The 16,877-nt window shown below is 44.2% G+C and carries 15 protein-coding genes and 1 tRNA gene; 3 read left to right on the top strand and 13 right to left on the bottom strand.

Annotation, left to right across the window (positions count from 1 at the left end):
• Positions 1-202: 202 nt before the first annotated feature.
• The 5 genes from treY to ACQY77_RS19920 all read right to left on the bottom strand — a co-directional run bounded on the left by treY (position 203) and on the right by ACQY77_RS19920 (position 10,050).
• Positions 203-4,273: a malto-oligosyltrehalose synthase gene (gene treY, locus ACQY77_RS19940; RefSeq protein WP_421940568.1), complete on the bottom strand. Its 4,071-nt coding sequence runs from the start codon at positions 4,271-4,273 to the stop codon at positions 203-205.
• Positions 4,224-6,074: a malto-oligosyltrehalose trehalohydrolase gene (gene treZ / locus ACQY77_RS19935; RefSeq protein ID WP_421940569.1), complete on the bottom strand. Its 1,851-nt coding sequence runs from the start codon at positions 6,072-6,074 to the stop codon at positions 4,224-4,226. Before treZ ends, treY begins: the two co-directional genes overlap by 50 nt.
• Positions 6,075-6,850: 776 nt before the next feature.
• Entirely contained in the window at positions 6,851-7,021 is a 171-nt protein-coding gene (locus ACQY77_RS19930) for a helix-turn-helix domain-containing protein (RefSeq protein ID WP_421940570.1), read from the bottom strand.
• A 396-nt stretch (positions 7,022-7,417) separates the two neighbouring features.
• Complete coding sequence (locus tag ACQY77_RS19925) at positions 7,418-8,407, bottom strand: IS110 family transposase (RefSeq protein ID WP_421940571.1); 990 nt, start codon at positions 8,405-8,407, stop codon at positions 7,418-7,420.
• Between the two features lie 929 nt (positions 8,408-9,336).
• A complete protein-coding gene (locus ACQY77_RS19920; RefSeq protein ID WP_428430057.1) occupies positions 9,337-10,050 on the bottom strand; it encodes a hypothetical protein in 714 nt (237 codons plus the stop codon).
• Positions 10,051-10,182: 132 nt separating this feature from the next.
• On the opposite strand from ACQY77_RS19920, the gene ACQY77_RS19915 reads away from it, so the two are divergent.
• A complete protein-coding gene (locus tag ACQY77_RS19915; RefSeq protein ID WP_428430150.1) occupies positions 10,183-10,461 on the top strand; it encodes a response regulator transcription factor in 279 nt (92 codons plus the stop codon).
• A gap of 661 nt (positions 10,462-11,122) precedes the next feature.
• Here ACQY77_RS19915 and ACQY77_RS19910 read toward each other — a convergent pair.
• A complete protein-coding gene (locus ACQY77_RS19910; protein ID WP_421940573.1) occupies positions 11,123-11,569 on the bottom strand; it encodes a hypothetical protein in 447 nt (148 codons plus the stop codon).
• A gap of 162 nt (positions 11,570-11,731) precedes the next feature.
• Between ACQY77_RS19910 and ACQY77_RS19905 the strand changes: the two genes are divergently transcribed.
• Positions 11,732-11,998 (top strand): hypothetical protein, encoded by a 267-nt coding sequence (locus tag ACQY77_RS19905; RefSeq protein WP_421940574.1) that lies wholly within the window; start codon positions 11,732-11,734, stop codon positions 11,996-11,998.
• Positions 11,999-12,042: 44 nt separating this feature from the next.
• On the opposite strand, the gene ACQY77_RS19900 is transcribed toward ACQY77_RS19905, so the two are convergent.
• The 5 genes from ACQY77_RS19900 to ACQY77_RS19880 form a co-directional block, all read right to left on the bottom strand.
• Positions 12,043-12,116: transfer RNA gene (locus tag ACQY77_RS19900), tRNA-Pro, on the bottom strand.
• A gap of 216 nt (positions 12,117-12,332) precedes the next feature.
• Entirely contained in the window at positions 12,333-13,400 is a 1,068-nt protein-coding gene (locus ACQY77_RS19895; RefSeq protein ID WP_421940575.1) for a DUF932 domain-containing protein, read from the bottom strand.
• Positions 13,390-13,584, bottom strand: a complete 195-nt coding sequence (locus tag ACQY77_RS19890) for a hypothetical protein (RefSeq protein WP_421940576.1) — start codon at positions 13,582-13,584, stop codon at positions 13,390-13,392. The genes ACQY77_RS19895 and ACQY77_RS19890 overlap by 11 nt, the downstream gene beginning before the upstream one ends.
• Positions 13,585-13,631: 47 nt before the next feature.
• A complete protein-coding gene (locus ACQY77_RS19885) occupies positions 13,632-14,234 on the bottom strand; it encodes a hypothetical protein (protein WP_421940577.1) in 603 nt (200 codons plus the stop codon).
• 304 nt (positions 14,235-14,538) lie between these two features.
• Positions 14,539-14,994, bottom strand: coding sequence for a JAB domain-containing protein (locus ACQY77_RS19880; protein ID WP_421940578.1), 456 nt, complete (start codon positions 14,992-14,994; stop codon positions 14,539-14,541).
• Between the two features lie 283 nt (positions 14,995-15,277).
• Between ACQY77_RS19880 and ACQY77_RS19875 the strand changes: the two genes are divergently transcribed.
• Entirely contained in the window at positions 15,278-15,478 is a 201-nt protein-coding gene (locus ACQY77_RS19875) for a hypothetical protein (RefSeq protein WP_421940579.1), read from the top strand.
• Between the two features lie 134 nt (positions 15,479-15,612).
• On the opposite strand, the gene ACQY77_RS19870 is transcribed toward ACQY77_RS19875, so the two are convergent.
• Positions 15,613-15,792, bottom strand: a complete 180-nt coding sequence (locus ACQY77_RS19870; protein WP_421940580.1) for a histone H1 — start codon at positions 15,790-15,792, stop codon at positions 15,613-15,615.
• Between the two features lie 93 nt (positions 15,793-15,885).
• On the bottom strand, positions 15,886-16,869 hold the full coding sequence (locus ACQY77_RS19865; RefSeq protein WP_421940581.1) for a hypothetical protein: 984 nt from the start codon (positions 16,867-16,869) through the stop codon (positions 15,886-15,888).
• Positions 16,870-16,877: the final 8 nt, after the last annotated feature.

Below are 16,877 nucleotides of genomic sequence, written 5' to 3'. Positions count from 1 at the left end.
CTTGCCCTTAAAAATGTTTATCTTTTTAGACAACACCATAAAACCTAAAGGGGTAGCGGCCTGCCTTTAAGAATAGCTTTGAGAAAACCTGATATTCATACAACCTGTGGTGAGGTACCCAGTCTCTTTCTGTGAATCGATCACCTGTGCAGGCAAGACCGAGATTTTTATCATCCCTCATTAAAGGTTTTTAGGATAAAGATCAGTCTCCCCGTCCATAAAGCCTGGTCAGTTGTGATAATCTTTTTGCAATATCATCGTAGTCTTCCCTTCCCGAAAGACGCCAGCTCCAGTTGCCCGATACCTGGCCAGGATAGTTCATCCTTGCCTCCTCTCCCAGGCCAAGTATATCCTGCATGGTAAGTATTGCTCTAAATGCGGCAGAGGACAAAGCAAGGCGGATAAGCTGGTGAGCAACATTTTGCTCACCAAGGGATTGTCCAAGATATGCCTGTAGCCGGGCCCTTGCTTTTTCATCCAGTTCATTAAACCAGCCTTTAGTGGTATTATTATCATGCGTACCTGTATAGACAATTCCTTTTGAAAACCCAGGATCATGAGGAATATGTACCGAGGTTAATAAATCACTGCCAAAAGCAAATTGCAAGACTTTCATTCCCGGAAGCTCAAATTTCTCCATCAATTCGTACACCTCTGTGGTTATTTCACCCAGGTCTTCCGCGATCAATGGCAGCTTACCGATTTTTTGCTGCAAAGCGGTAAGCATGGCATCTCCCGGAGCCTTTTTCCAAATCCCATTCCTGGCGTCTGTGTCATTTTGTGGTATCTGATAAAAAGCGCTGAACGCCCTGAAATGATCCAGGCGCAACTCATCCACTTTGGAAAGCTGGTAAGAGATGCGGTCTACCCACCAGGAATATTCCTGCTCAGCAATTTTTTCCCAATTATATACTGGCATGCCCCAACGCTGGCCTGACTTGTTGAAGTAATCCGGGGGCACTCCGGCTTGAAACAGCGGCGAGCCCTCATCGCCCAACAAAAAGTACCGGGGATTGCACCAAACCTCTACTGCATCTAAATCGATATAGAAGGGCAGATCACCAATGATGCTAACCTCCCTTTGTTTCGCGTATTGCCGCAGCAGATGCCACTGTTTCCAGAAAACAAATTGCTCCCATTCATACTTTTCCAAAGCAGTTGCGTATTCGCATTGATAAGTTTCCAGGGCAACCTTGTCTCTCCATTTAAACTCTTCTGGCCAAGATCGCCATGACCCCTGATAGGCAACTGAGAGTGAACAATAAAGTGCGTAATCGGAAAGCCAGTAATGTTCTGTTTGCTTAAAGGCTATAAATTCCTGTTGCAAAGCGGTATGTTTGCCTTGCTGGAGGAAAACCTGATATGCCTGTTCAAGGGCGTTTCTTTTTATGGAATCTGCGTTGTAAAAATCCGCTTCGGGCAGCGAACCGACTGTTTGTTGAGCGTGGCGAGCAGGCAACAGGCCCCAATCTTCCAATAGTTCAAGGGATATCAGGTGTATATTCCCCGCCTTGTCAGACCAGGTCGAATACGGTGAAAATGCACGGCTTTCCGCTACCGGCCCAAGAGGCAGTAACTGCCAGTAGTGCTGGGACGACTCTTGAAGAAAATCAACAAAACGATAAGCTTCCGGACCAAGATCGCCAATGGGGCCATCTGACGGCAATGAACTGATGTGCAGCAAAACGCCTGATTGCCTGATTTTCTCAGGCTTAGCCGGTACAGCGACCGCCGCAAAGCTTTTCTTCAATAACCCACCCAAAGGTAACCCCTCTTCAATCACATCAGGCCCCGCCAACTCATCTGAGACCAGGTTTTCCCAGATTTGCGGCACCCCTAAAGGCAAAATGATTCGGGTGTCCTTCCAGTCAAAGGAGGCAAAATCCTCCCGTCCGGTTCCCAGCCCGGCTGTTCCAAGCGGTACGGCAACCATTAACCAATCCGCCCCCAGATGACGAAGGAAAACCAGTACATGTTCGGAATACTTTCCCTTTACTTCCAGCGGCAGATACGTCCCTTCTTCAAATAACGCTCGATTGGTTTTCCTGATCTGCAACAGCATTTTTATCAGTTCAACCTTCGCTTTACCCTGCAAGCGGTTCTCCCAGACCATACTTCGCCCAGCGCCACAAATTTCAGCCATATCAGACCTTAACCGTTCATAATCTACCGGCCGACGGTTATCAGGATCAACAAGATTAAGATCGAAAGCCTCGCAACCCTGGTAGAAATCCGGGATGCCCGGACAGCACACCTTCAGTATCACCTGAGAAAAACTGTTTATTATCGCGTGATCAGTTATTTGATTGAAAAGTAGCAGCAGCGGATGGCCCTCATCCGAGAGATCGTTGCATACTTTTTTCGAACAGGCTTTTATTTTTTGCTCATAAGCCACCTCAGGCATTGCCCAATCCGATCGTTTTTTAGCTTCTCTTAGTGCCTTTTCCATAAAAGCGGCCAGCCGGTCAGCCAGCCCGTCCTTGCCATATTGATCATAGGGGTAAATGCCCAGCAGGGTTTGAAATAACAGATACAGATCATTAGCGTGCAGCCCCGAAGTGCTGATCTCCACTGCGTATTTTTCCATGGTTTTATTTACTGCGGTCTTCCAGGCCTCAGGCAAATCAGAGAGAACGTTTAACCTTGCCCTCACATCCTCGCCTTTTTTGGTGTCATGGGTGGCCGTAGCATTAAGCGAATAGGGCTGCTTTCGGGCCCTGTCTTCCATCAAGGCATGAAACTTTTCAATCGGGATTCCGAACTGCTCCGCCTGATCTCCTACTTCGGCATGCCCAATAAAGCGGTTATAAGTATACATTAGGGTATCTTCAACACCCTTGGCCATCACCGGGCCGCTGTACTGCATCAACCGGTTAAAAAAACAACCCAGCTTTTCCAGTCCCAAAGCGCTTGCCGTCCGGGGATAATCGATGAGAAGAAAAGTCCAAAATGCATGGCTTTTGATATTGACGGCATTTCTGCCCATGGTATCAAGCAGGTCGCTAACCTGGGTATGGCCCTGCCCATTCATCGGAAAGGAGATATCATAAAAGCGGTAACGGGGCATATTTACCAGTAAATCTGTGATAAAAGCCTCAGCTTCTTTTCCCGATATCTTCAGCTCGGGAACATCAAGCAACCCTGCTGCCAGGCGCTTAAGCTCTCCCCGCATCTGGAAATTCAGGATCTGTTGCTTTTTTTCCATTTTCTTAACCCTGGGAATTTGCACCGTGCCGGTAACCTGCCGGTAAATCTCATCAAAGTCTTCGGCTGAACTTGTTTTTGTGAAAACATTGTTCACCATCGCCAGAAAATCATAACCTGTGCTGCCTTGAACCGGCCATTGACTGGCAAGAAGTTCACCACTGGCTAAAATCTTTTCCACAATGATATAACAGGCAGGGCCAGTTTCTGCCCTTAACCATTCGAGGTAACTTGAAGGATCGTAAAGACCGTCTACATGATCTATGCGTAAACCTTGAAAGATCCCTTTTTTCACTAGCTTAAGGATATAATGATGATAGTCATCAAAAACCTCCCGTTTCTGCATGTTCAGACAAATCAGTTCATTTACCGTAAAAAACCGCCTGTAGTTCACCCCATCCTGGACCGACGCCCAGTCACAAAGCCTGTAATACTGCTCCTGGACTACTTTGCTCAAAAGTGCTTTATCTGCGTTAACTGCTTCAAGGTCTGCCTCGAGGAGTCCCGGCTGCATATCTACTCTAACGGGCCAATCCTGGCTGCCGTCATGGATATAATATTGACCGGCTTTTTTCAATATATATACGCTCCCCTTTTGAATTAATTCTTGTAGGTTGCCAGCTAGAAAAGGCACAGTTAGTTGCTCACCTTTGGCAAATGCAACATCGAAATCGAAGTATGGGTAGTACTGAGATTCCACTCCATTGACCAAAACATCCATTAAACGGTTGTTTTGGGGATGAAAGGCCATATGATTGGGTACAATATCCTGTATCCAGCTAATGCCTGACTGCTTCAGTGCCTGTGTAAGCTGAACGAGTTCTTCTTCTGTTCCGATTTCGGGGTTGATCTGTTGGGGGTCAACAACATCATATCCATGGGTGCTTTCCGGGATAGCTGCAAAAATCGGAGAAGCATAAACTGTATCAATGCCCAAATCCCTGAAATAGTCTACAAGGTTAAGGGCATCATTAAAACGGAAATTCTTATTGAACTGAAGCCTGTAAGTAGCCAGTGGTTTAAATGGATTCATAAGCGATAACAATAATACTTTCAGGGGGTAGGACAATATTTTTTGATTTTAGAGATAAGGGTTGCCGGGATTCACCGCCCCAGCACGCCAGGGTTGAGTCTAATAATAAGTTAGCTCCCACCCCCCCTACTTCAACACTAATCCCAGCAGTTGAAAAATTCATCAGAACGAAAAGGCTTCCCTTCATCGTTTCTCGTTTTAACTGGATGCCTTGATTTTCCCCGATTGGTATTGCACAGTAGGTAGCTATCCGGGAATTCAGGATAGGGCTGGCCTTACGCAGGCGAATCAATTCCTGATAATACCTTAACATCTTTGCATGGTGGGGTCTCCGGAGTTTTTCCCAGTTTAATTTTGCGGTATAAAATGTCCCGGGATCCTGGGGGTCGGGCATGTCGGCATCGTCAAAATCTTTAAACTCAGACCTGCGCCCTTTTCTTACCGATTCGATAAGTTTTGCATCCCTAAAACTGACAAAAAACGGAAAAGGGTTATCTTCCGCGTATTCTTCCCCCATAAAAAGCAGTGGCAGGAATGGCCCTAGAATTACAGCCCCTGCCATAACGCGTAGCAGGGAAGCACTAAGCAGCTGGCTGCTGCGTTCCCCCTTCATCCGGTTACCCACCTGGTCGTGGTTTTGGGAAAAAACAATAAACTGGCTAGCTGGATTTCCCGTTGCAGGCCGGCCAAACCTACGCCTCCTCACGCTGGAATATTGTCCATCATATACATAGGCGTTATTAAACGCTTTGGCCAAATCGCGCACGCCTGAAAAATCAGCATAATACCCCATCCTCTCCTGTCCGGCACTTACACGCAGCGCATGATGAAATTCATCAATCCATTGTGCATCCATGCCGTAACCTCCTTTAACAGGTGGATTGATATACCGGTTGTCATTCAGATCAAGTTCTACCAATAAAAAATGACGCTTCCCGGTAATTGCAGAAAGTTCATCTTTACTGCTCCGCAACGCTTCCAAAAAATGGACGGCACTGAAATCCTTAATGGCATGGACTGCATCGAGCCTTAACCCATCAATATGAAAATCCCTGAACCACATCAATGCATTCTCAATAAAAAAATCACGTACCCCATCAGCACCCCGGTCATCGAAATTGACGGCCTGGCCCCAGGGGGTTTGATAGGCGTCAGTAAAATAAGGGCCAAAATCACGAAAAAAATTATCCTCGGGACCAAAATGATTATAAACCACATCCAGGATAACTGCCAGGCCTTTGGCATGACAGCCATCAACCAACCGCTGTAAACCCCTCGCCCCGCCATAGCTATCCTGGACTGCGAATGGGTACACCCCATCATAACCCCAATTGCGGTTTCCGGGGAACTGGGCCACGGGCATGAGTTCAATGGCGGTAATACCTAAATCCTTCAAATAGTCTAACTTAGATAAAACAGCATCGAAAGTCCCCTCCGTTGTGAAAGTTCCCACGTGTAGCTCATAAATAATAAATGCTTCAAGCGGGATACCCTTCCATTGTTCATCATTCCAAGTGTAAGACAATGGATTTAAAGCAATTGAGTGCGTAGCTCCGCCATTATAGCCAATCGCCAGCGATGCCGGGTCAGCTCGACGGAGCTTGGTTCCGTCATGCAAATACAAAGTAATTGCGTAGGATTCATCGGCTGAGATGTCCAGGTCCCGGGCATACCAGTAGCCGTTTTCCGCGGGTTTTAACTGAAAGCTTTTCCGGTCGGTGTCCAGACTGGCATTAGCCGCATTCGGAGCCCAAAGCCAATATGCTGCTTTTCCTTCAGTATTAAAGTGCAGGCCCAGTTTCCGACATTTAGAATCTGGTAAATATTTTTCTCTCAAGTGCTTTGCGTTATTTTATCAAATTAATCTGGATATGCCGATAGCCACTAGCCAGCATATTCTATTCTTTCTCAATCAACCTGTTTTTTCCCCATCTGGTTTAAGATTTATGAAAATCGCATTCATTCGTATGAAAAATGCTGATACCGTTTTCTGGTAAAGAGGTTAAAGCGCTGAATTTGTGGGATGATAACTTTCTTTAAATGATCCGCCCATCTCTAAACCAACTCCTCGATAAAGAGGCGCCTCTGAGCCGTGATTTTTCGATATCTGACATCCAGGCGGATCCTAAGCCATTAGCTTTAGTTGTGGCTGGCTATTTGTTCAAGCCTGCGATTTGCGGCGGATATGATGGGCTAAAGGTATGATGGGAACCTAAAAATGTTCTCCCTTGATAGCCTAAAGCTTTCGATTTTATGCACACGTCGAATAGCAGAGTTGTCCTCGATAAAAACAAGCCCTGCGAATCTACCAGGGCCTGCTAAAATTGTTCAATCAAAGTGAGGTGATTGATTTTTAAAAATAGCTTTTATCACGCTATAAAATTCAATTGAACCAAATCTGTGCAGGAATTTGGGAACTTTGTTAAAAAATTACACATGGCACCAATTGATTAAGGTATTTTTAAGTGTAGACAGGTAAATGCTGGTTATTGAAATCTGAAAACACCGCTGTTGCAAGATTGACCACATACCCATCACGATTTCGATACCGCTTCATCCTCCTTTTCTTAGCCAAAAGTACATTCACATCAACATTCAATGCATCGGCAATAATTAAAGTTGCGGAAGCGTGATCCTGTTATAGCCATGCTCAACCTTACTGTAAGCATGCTGACTGAGTCCTAAAGCATTTCCAAGATACCTTTGGCTCAAGCCTTTGTGCACCCGAATTTCGCGGATATTGGTGATCACATGTAGCTGATGTTGTTTTACCTCTTGTCCCATAACAAAAACAATGAGCAAAAATAGTAAAACCGGTACCGTCCAGGCAAATTTTTCGCTGGCTAACTGCAAACAAGTTTGGGATTACAGGTTACTGAGAACAGGATGAATCTGAAAGAGAAAGTCTGAAAGCGTATTCATAAACGGTGCAACAAGCAAATTAAAAAATGCCTGAATAGCCTTCACCCTTCAGACTATCGCAACGAAAAGATATTCCAGAATATAACAAAACCTTTCATGAAGGTCATTAATCGCAAGAAAAAAGTGCTTCTTCAGTGGCCATGGCAAGTACATTATCAACAGATTCCCGGATTGGAGTACTTGTTTCAAGTTGCGTCGACCTTGCTACTTTCTCAGCCTTTAACAAATAATTAAATACGATAACGGTTAAGTTTAAGTCTATTTGGATATATACAACCGGTTGCCATTGACACAAGCGAACATCCTCAATATGATCTTGTACCGGATCGCGTTGAGCACCAACATCCCAGGCTTTCCCTCCGCTTTCTTCCGATGAAAATATTGGCGAAACTCCCCATCATTTTTTATTGAGGATAATGCACATATATGCAACAACCCCTTTAATTTATGGTCACCCATTTTCGAAATCCTGTCTTTCATCACCATCCTTCCAGAGCGGTGTGGAAAGGGCGCCACCCCGCACAAGCTAGCGAATTTTTTGGGATCGGATATATCCTGGAAAGCATTGGTTTTGATGAGCACAGATAGGGCTGTAATAGCCCCCACTCCAGGTACTGAGAGCATTTGTTCCATGGGCAGAGCACAGATGTTATTTCCTCTCCATATCTTCTTTATGGTGCTTTCCAAACCCGAGAGGTCTTTACAAATGGCCGTGATGCAATGGTCACTGTACAAATGCAGCTCATCAAAAAGTTCTTTATCAGTAAACAGCGAGAGTTCAGAAAGTGCCACCCTGAGCCTGTTTCGGGCATTCAATAACCGCTCACGGTGGGCCAAAAGCAAGCGTAACCGTTCGATAACCTGCATCTTCGGCTTCCATATCCTCAGCTCCTCACGGCATCTGTGCAGATACCGCGCAATCCGTTCTGCATCCAGTTCATCAGTTTTGCCCCGGAGCATGCCCAGAGAGTTGCGGATCACACTGGCGTTCTCATGCACGGTGTCATTCCCCATCTCCCGAAGACCTTCAAGCAGCAAATTAGAGTACATCCCAGTATGTTCCATCCCAAAAACTGCCGCGGCCGGTGAATATCCGGCTAACGATGATAGTCCGGAGATGAACGCTTCAATATGCTCGCGATCATTTCGCACCTTTCCAGAATCAACCTTTAATCCCTTGTATTGGACAACATAATCGAAATGTCCCTTGGAAACATCGATGCCGATAAAAAATTCTTTAGCTACCATTGGCTAAGTTCGTTTAAGGTTCAACCACAATTAACTGAATTCTTCTTCAAAGGATATAATCCATAATGAACAGTACCCTACCCTTAAATGTCTAAGTTGCCAATTGTTTGACACACAGTCTTTGTTCTCTTGAATCAAAAACCTGTCTATTCAGGCAAGCTGAGTGATAATGTGCATTCACGGGACGTCAGTGTCAGAAGAAAATAACCTTGGAGAAGAGGGTAAAATGATCAATTGGTGTTAGCGACAAAAAGCAAATTTTCAAATAGTGGTATCAATAGCACTGAACAATCGTCAAAGAGCACATAAGAACATTTCCATGATGGCCGGCACTTGAATTAGGGATTTGGTCTTCAGCCTTATTAGCACACCTTAAGTCTAACCCGGCCATACCACCCCATTTACAGTCTTACTTAAATTACATGTTAGGTCTTACCTGGGTGTCCATTTTAGCCTGAAGCCATTATTCTTAAACTGAAAGCCTGGTGGTTGATGGAAATGTTGGGCGATTAAGTCATATAATAAATTTACTAACTATATGTAAGAAAACAAAGTATGAAATATGAAAAATAACAACGTCAGATAGCGTTCTATCACTATTATTGAGACGATCATTTAGAAACAATAAGCAAAGTACCAATGTTGGATCATTCAGGTTGAGTAAACTATGAACATTCTAAATGTGGCTAAATTTCAATTTTCTTTTTATCAAAACCAAACCCTGCAATTATGCGTTTATGACCGCAGTAAAGCGAACAAAACGTAGATTAATTTATAGGTGAGCATGATCACGCTAATTCCTTTCTTTTCATTTAATTTTAAAAAAAAGCGACCAGATACAAAATATGCATTTGGTCGCCAATGTATAATAAGGTTGTTCAATATTCCAAACCAATAGAAAGAGACAGATGTATTTAAATTATACCCACCTATTGATTTTTTCGAAATTTCAGAATACCCGAAGCCTCCCTAACCAATTGTAAAGCTTTGTCCTTCGCAGCATCTGTGAAATAAAATACGATTGTAAATTCGCCTTTACCTTTCCTGGCAGCTAAGACATACCTATCGTTATTATATTTATCTAAGAATGCGTCAGAACAGTTTTTTGTGTATTCCACTGCATTATCGGCATTAAATTTCTTATCGGCCTTTTGCTGGTGGTACACCAAGGAGCTGAAATGGAGGGAGTCGGCTTCACTTTTCTGTCTTTTAAGAATATTGGAGACGGGTTCATAATATTGCTGTCCCCGATCCCTTATAAAATCCCCAAATCCTATAATAATGCTGCTGTCTTTATTAATAACAGAATATACAAGCGTTGTGGTTTTGTTATAAAGATCATCCTTACATTTAAAACTTGTAGTGGAATCCCGTTCAGAAAAACCAGCTGGCAGCGTGTACTCTAAATTTAATTCGTCCAAGCATATTTTGAAAATTCTGTCATACTTTTGGCAAAACGCAGACATTTGTAAAAAGGTTACAAAAGCTGCGCAAAGCAAAATAGGTTTAGGATTGAAGGTATGTATTTTCATGATGATTACTAAATAGCAATACTGGTCTTCTTGGCCGATCCAAGCTCTACAAATTTTTACATTACCGGACCGCTTTATCTTCGTGTTTTTCAAAATTGCCGAAATGAACATAGTTCATCAACCTGACCTCTTTTCCAAAGTACACTTTTCAGATCGGATTTTACAAAATTCGTGAATATTGTTTAACATCGTTTCACCAGCAAACAGAAAATAATTTGAAAGTGCTCAGAATTACTCTCCTAAATCTTACAATTATATCTCATCAGAGTACTTTTAATAGTTTCCCCCACAATTAGCGATATTGTCTCGGGCACAGCCCAAACAACAAAGTTACCATTTACAGCACGGGAACTGGAAGTTCTTCACTATTTTGCACAAGGATTGTCAATCGCCCAAACTGCAGAACAGACAAACCTAAGCAAACACACAATTGTGGCACATCGGCGCAAGATGATGGAAAAAATCAAAGTCAATTCTATTACAGAACTATTGTTTTATGCGCGCAAACAGGAGCTAATCTGACCTCAACCTATATTGTCAGGCTCGAACCAAGCACCGGAATAAATGGGTACGCAGAAAAAGACCACAGGCGGCTTCATGGTGAAATATCGACGGTTATCCGGATAAAATATTCTTTTGCTTATAAAATAGGGTAGCCATAAAAAACCTACCCTTTGCCGTTATATTTGAGTTAACCCCACCTAAATATAATATAGCCAAAAATACATTTTTTACCGGACAGCCGATATTAAAGCAGTTATTAAGTTCGATCGACAGAAATTCTGCAGGATGATTATCGCGCCGTGATGGTTAAGACCAATATTGCAAGCACTTTAATACTTTTGGTCATCTGATCATGGTGCTCTGTTGTAGCCTGAGTGATTTCAGGGGAAGCCGTGATGTAGTCAGTGGGACGATGCTTTCCACTGCGACCCCCTCCATCTGAGCATGGTCAGCCCGCCTAGGTGGATTACACTTTGTCATGCAATAGCTGGATAAACCGCTTCAAATTGACCCCTTTGATCATATTGGGACCTTCAATGCTGCTCGTATTCAACCTATTAGAATGAATGTACCGGTGACAACAGTTTGTAGGATACCGGGCACAATACAACTCCCCGCATACAAAAGTTACCTATCCGTTTTTTTTACTGTTTTTCCAAGGTTTAACTTTAAAAGTTCTCTACTTTGATTCTTGTTTCGCTACCTTGCTCGTATCTTTTTCACGCGCACAAATTTCGCAGTGTAGGAATTCAGAAGCTGTAAGATCAATTCCGGGTAGGATATTTTTGTCGCCCATGTAACTGCCATTAAAAGAAAATCTGAATCGCTGGTCGACTGATGAGTGGCTCAGGTTTACATGAACGCTTCCCTTCACATCTGAAGGGTCACCAGGCATAACCGTAGTTTCTTTATGGTAGTTTGCCCCGAGCACTACCTGTGTGTTGGCGCTGCCACCTGACATTGTAAGCTGGGCGTCGGTATACCTAGCCTTGCCACCGATTAATTCCTCCTGCCAATCCGTATACCTGTTCTGGTCCCACACAGTTAGGTCGTAATTGGACGTGTTGGGTGTACTGGTACTGTTGGGAATTGCTAATCCCTGTGACTGGTAAGCCTCCTTACGCATGCTTAGGTACTGCTCGGTACAACACGGCCGCGTACGTCGATATTTAAATTTTTCTTGGAAAGGAGGTCTATTGAAGAATCGCAATGACTTTTCCGCTTGTACCGGATTTATCCTTTAGGCTATCCCCGATTTTTCTACTTGTAAGGTCACCTAAAGTAATTGATGTTTCTGATCGTGTTGTGGGGAATGATTGACTTGATTTCCCACAAGCTGGCCAGGGAGTATTACCGGATCAGTGATTACCCATTTTTTGTTGAGTTTTGTTTGGGCAGTTTTGCCATTAGACACTTAATGACTAAGCTGCTCCCGGCTGTAGTGGAGCAGTTATTGGAAGATGTAATTGGCCGTATTGGCGCGGTGGTTAACAGGCGAAAGATTGCGGCCAGGAAAGTGCTCAAAAAGCACGGTTTGACAAGAATATGTTTTTGATTTTGAGCAGGATTTCTATTAGGTTAGTCGTCATTGACCTTAAGTCGGGATGAGAAGATTCGAACTTCCGACCTCCAGCACCCCATGCTGGCGCGATACCTGGCTACGCTACATCCCGATAAGAACCATTTAGGTTTCGGCCTCGAAGATATGATTTTGAGCAAAAAATACAAATTGACGCTTAGCAATTTCTAAAGTTTGTTCGAACTTACGAGAAGCGGATAAGTCATTTATACATTTGCTTATCGCAAATCTAAAACCGAATCCAATAAAGCTCTTGAAGCGCGGAGCGCGCCCGGAAAAATAAGAAAGGAGTGGTCATAAGACCACTCCTTCAGTTGAGCTGAACTATTCCGGTAAGGGCAAAATTTTCGCAGAGCTTAAATGTAGTCTGTGCACGCTGTAAACCCGTTCCCCAAAGAATACTTTTGAGCTTCATTTCCTCAGAGCCAAATGTCCTGACATTCTGAAAGTATCCGGTAATGGCATTATAGGCGCCAAACAATGTTCCCTTGGTGGTCACCTGCTGTTGAGCGGGTGCCAAAAATGCATATTCCAAAACATCATCAACCATATTGAGATAATGAGTAGAAAGGTGCTGGAATTTTTCCTCCTGCAAGCTGCTGAGTACTTCCTTGCTCGGTGCCATGGCGATACCTATCAGGTCTTTAAGTGCTTTGTCGCTAATGCGAACCCTTGACCAGTGGTTAAACAGCGTTTCCATTTCCCCTGCCAGGCCGTTGGTCATCCCCATCAACTGATGCGCCTGTTTTAACCGTTCTACCGCGCTGGAAGTGTGGCGAATCTTTATACTGTGTTGCCTGGAACGAATAGCGGCATTTAAGGTATTCTGACAAACGATCCTGATAGGGGTAAAAGCGGCCGTTATACTCCCATAACCATCATGTGAAGTGGTGAGGAAAACATATTGCTCGATCAGGTCATCCCTTCCTATGCGGATATACCCGGGGAGTTTTGCAGTTATAAAAATCCGTTCTCCCCTACCCAATACGCCTGCGGTTTCATATTTAATGTCCCTGTTATGCTGGACAATGCTGTCAAAAAAAGAAAAGGCTTCGCTATTCTGAACAATCTGATAATCCTTTCCGACTACCCCCAGCACGTCCTGCGTATCGGTCCTAACGGTCGCATAATAATTGGGAACCGAGATAAATGCATTAAAGGTATTGTCCTGGGTCCCGTTAGCAGGATGGGTTAAGAAATGGTCATCTGTAAATAAAGGTCTTTTTTCGACAGTATAATCCAGTCCGGCGAACCGGATCGCTTCGGTACTGGTCGGGTAGTCTTCCACAATAGTACCGAGCCCATGCCAGGGCTTTTGCTGCACGGAGAAAAAGCTGTGCCTGCCTGTTTGCTGATTATAATACAGGTTATGCGCCATGATTTTTGTTTTTTAGATTGCTGACTTTAGTGCTTAATATTTCTGAACGGAGCACCTTTACTTTGGGGGTGTTGGTGATAAAAAACCGGGAGGTCTTCTCCATTTCCAGTAGTGTTTCATCGATATGGGCATGCCCGCTTTTCACTTCCACGCGGACAATAAAAAATATTTCTTGTGTTTTCATGATGATGATAATTTTGGTTCCCTGCCCTTTTGGGGCAGGGAACCGGGTTATACGGGGATAGTGATTTCTGCTTCGATTTCTGCAAGGCGGTTAGTACATAACTGGCGTACATAGAGCGCCACAGCTTTGATGATCACCGGGTTTTTAGTTGAAAATTTGTTGCGTTTATCATCTGTGATTTCCAGTTCGCAGCCCTGATAGTAATTGGAAAGGGAATCTTCTGCATCCTCCTTTTGCTCAATTTCGAATTTATCGAGGTTGTCAATGGTATGCACCAGCCTACCACGCTGAACCATCCTGCGGTGAAGTTCTTCAACCAGTTTGAGTGTACCTTCCAGATTGAGCCCTGCTATTGGACCTGCTGCGCCCGAGGGTTTTTGTCCATCTGATGGAACCTGAGCTACTGCCCCAAGCGATTTTGCTGAAGTATGGTCGCGCGCTTCGGGGGATTTTTCTATCGCCTTTGCCGTAGAGGCATTATTTTTAGGATTGATATCAATGTGGTGAGGTTTACTTTCCGGGGTATTTGAATTCTGATTTTTCATGATAATTGATTTTTGTGATAAATAAATGTTTTCGCTAATCTCCATCGGGAGATATTCTCCTTTCGTTAAGTTCAAAGGCGGGCTTCTTGATTTTCTGATTTCCATAGCTTAATGATTAATCTCCAAGTCAGTCGGCAGGAGCCTCCTGGCTTTTTGTTAAGCCACCTCACCTGAATGCAACCGGGCTTGCAAGGCAAGACTTTGCGAAAAAAAATACACTCCCGCAGGGAGGAAGATTTTATTTCAGCAAACCCTTCAGGGCCTGGTCTTTCCGGCAATCCGGTTGTTCAGAAATTTGCTACTCAAAATGCCTTCGACCCTTTAGCTGATCTAATTACAGGCGAAAGCCAAAGAAAAAAAATGAACAAAAAATAAGCTCCCATGGAATTACCATGGGAGCTTTGACGGACTATATCGTGCCGTTGTCCTTAAAACTGTAATAATGGTCTTTACAAACGATGATATGGTCTAAAACCGGAATATCCAGCAATTCGCCAATTTCAGCAAGCCGCCGCGTTAATTTCAGATCAGCAGCGCTTGGACTGGATTCTCCGGATGGATGGTTGTGAGAGAGGATGATCCCACTGGCGCAGGCTTTTAAAGCGATGGCGAAGATAACTTTGGCATCTGCCACCGTCCCGGATATTCCCCCTTGGGAGATATTGACAATCCCCAACACCCGGTTTCTGCGGTTGAGTAGTACGATTTTAAATTCTTCCAGGAGTTCAATCTTGTTGTCGTTCCAGTTATCCAGTATGATCTTGTAAGCGGCATGCGCGCAGTCAATCTGAGGCCTTTGGCAGGACTGGAATGCTGGTTTGTAACTGATTTCGATTTCGGCCAGCTGATAAAGTGAGTTTTCCATAATATTTTGATTTAATTATGGCGCCTCAGCGGTTTGAGGATCCGCCAAAGCGGGAGAAGCAACGGAATAAATAGACTAGCGGGGAAAGGCCACAGGAGGGTTTATGCCGGAATTTCACCCGCGTGCCGGATCGCAAACCTAAATTTGCCGGTAATTAAATGATCCCCCCTTGCTCCTTCGAACAGGAAAGCCTTCCCGGACTTCTGGTTTTCCACAACCTGTGAAAAAAAATGTTAAGTATTTAGCAGTGAATTGGGTAACATTGAAACCAACTTTTAAAAAGATGAACGCGATCGAAACCTTAACAGACTACAGAAAAGCCATTTTGCGGATCAATACCCTGCTGAACAAGGGAAGCCAGGGCGTTTCTGGGGATGAAATGACTGAAATCAGGATCTTAAGGCAGGCGGCATCAGATTTCGAGAAGATCCGTTACGATCACTCGGAAAACCTCGGTGCAATACAACAGGAAGAAAAAGCATGAAGTACGGCATTTCAGGAATGCTTCAAAAGATATGCCCCGTGAGCATCACGGAAGCTTCTAAACCCGAAACCTCATTAAACAAAAAAAGCCCTGACCGGAGCCAGGACTTTATAATTTCCCAAAACAGCGTTTAATTATTTTGCGCTATTTTTCTTTTCTGTTACCTCAGTACGAATTTCCTGGGCAAGGTTTTTAAGGTCCTGCATCGCTTTACGTACGCGTGTACCTGCTGCAGAATTTCCGCCATCATAAAACTTGGTTACATCTGCTTCAACAGCTGCGATTACTTCTTTAACTTTTTCAAATTTTTCCATTTCATTCTTGTTTTGCCCCAAATAAACCTGAGGCGGTGAATCCTGATTGACTATTAATCCCGCCTGTACGGGCCGCAAAAATAAGAAAAGACTTTAAACGCCCAAACCCTGCGCCTTCACTGCGTTTTTTTCTTTGCCCTTGGACTGCGCGACTGCTTTCACCTGAGCAGTGGTTTTCAGGAACTGCTCCCTTTTCTCAGGTTTACCGTTCGCGGCGTACATATTCAGCTGCGAATACCTCGGAACCGCTTCCACCTGAAGCTTCACCGCTTCACCGTTTTTTTCCACGGTGATCGTTGGGCGGTCTCCGTTACGAAGGCTGGCTTCGAGCTTCTCCCTTTCTTTTGGCGAATCAAGTTCTTTGATCTCAAAGCGGTCCAGCACCTCTTTTAAATTAAAACCATACGAGGGATCATGGTATTGGTTCATATTGAAATTCATGTGGCGGTCACGCGGACCATCCAGATCGAGCTTCATCCATGCCCGGTAAGGCAAACCGCCCTGCGTCAACATATCCTCCCGGTAAACGGCGCGGCCTTCTATCAGATTAACCGACTGGGAAGCGGTAAAGCCTTTTCCCCTGTCTACCCAAATCGTTTGGGGAAGCGGGGGATTGCGGAAAGTCCGCGCGAAATCCTTGTCCACAAAATTAATCTTCCCTTCCTCCATAGAAGCCAGCCTGGTTTTATGGGCAGCATCCTTTCCTACGGCCAGCTCGGCGTTACCGGTATGTTTTTTAAAGACAATGATGGCTTCAGCCACATTCTCCCTTTTGAAAACATTATTCTTTCCCGGGGTATCACTGGGTGAAATTACCAGGTACTGCTGACCAGGCTCCAGTGGTTTTCCTTCATTGAGCGAGATATCATATTTATTCAAATAGTAATTCTCTGACTGACCGGACTGCTTAAAATACAGGTTAAGGTCAATCTGTCCCTTGTGCCCCTGGATCTTATCTTTTAAGGTAAACTCAGGCAGATTCTGCTTCATGTTTTCCTCCATTTTTTCCTGTAGCTCCTTACTGAAACCCAGGGTTTTCATCTCGCTTTTGAGATTTTCCAAATTGTTTAAATTCATAATCGTGT

Source organism: Pedobacter sp. (assembly GCF_965279535.1).
Lineage (GTDB): Bacteria > Bacteroidota > Bacteroidia > Sphingobacteriales > Sphingobacteriaceae > Pedobacter.
The sequence above is the reverse complement of the archived record's forward strand: the minus strand, read 5'-3'. Positions and strand labels throughout refer to the sequence as shown.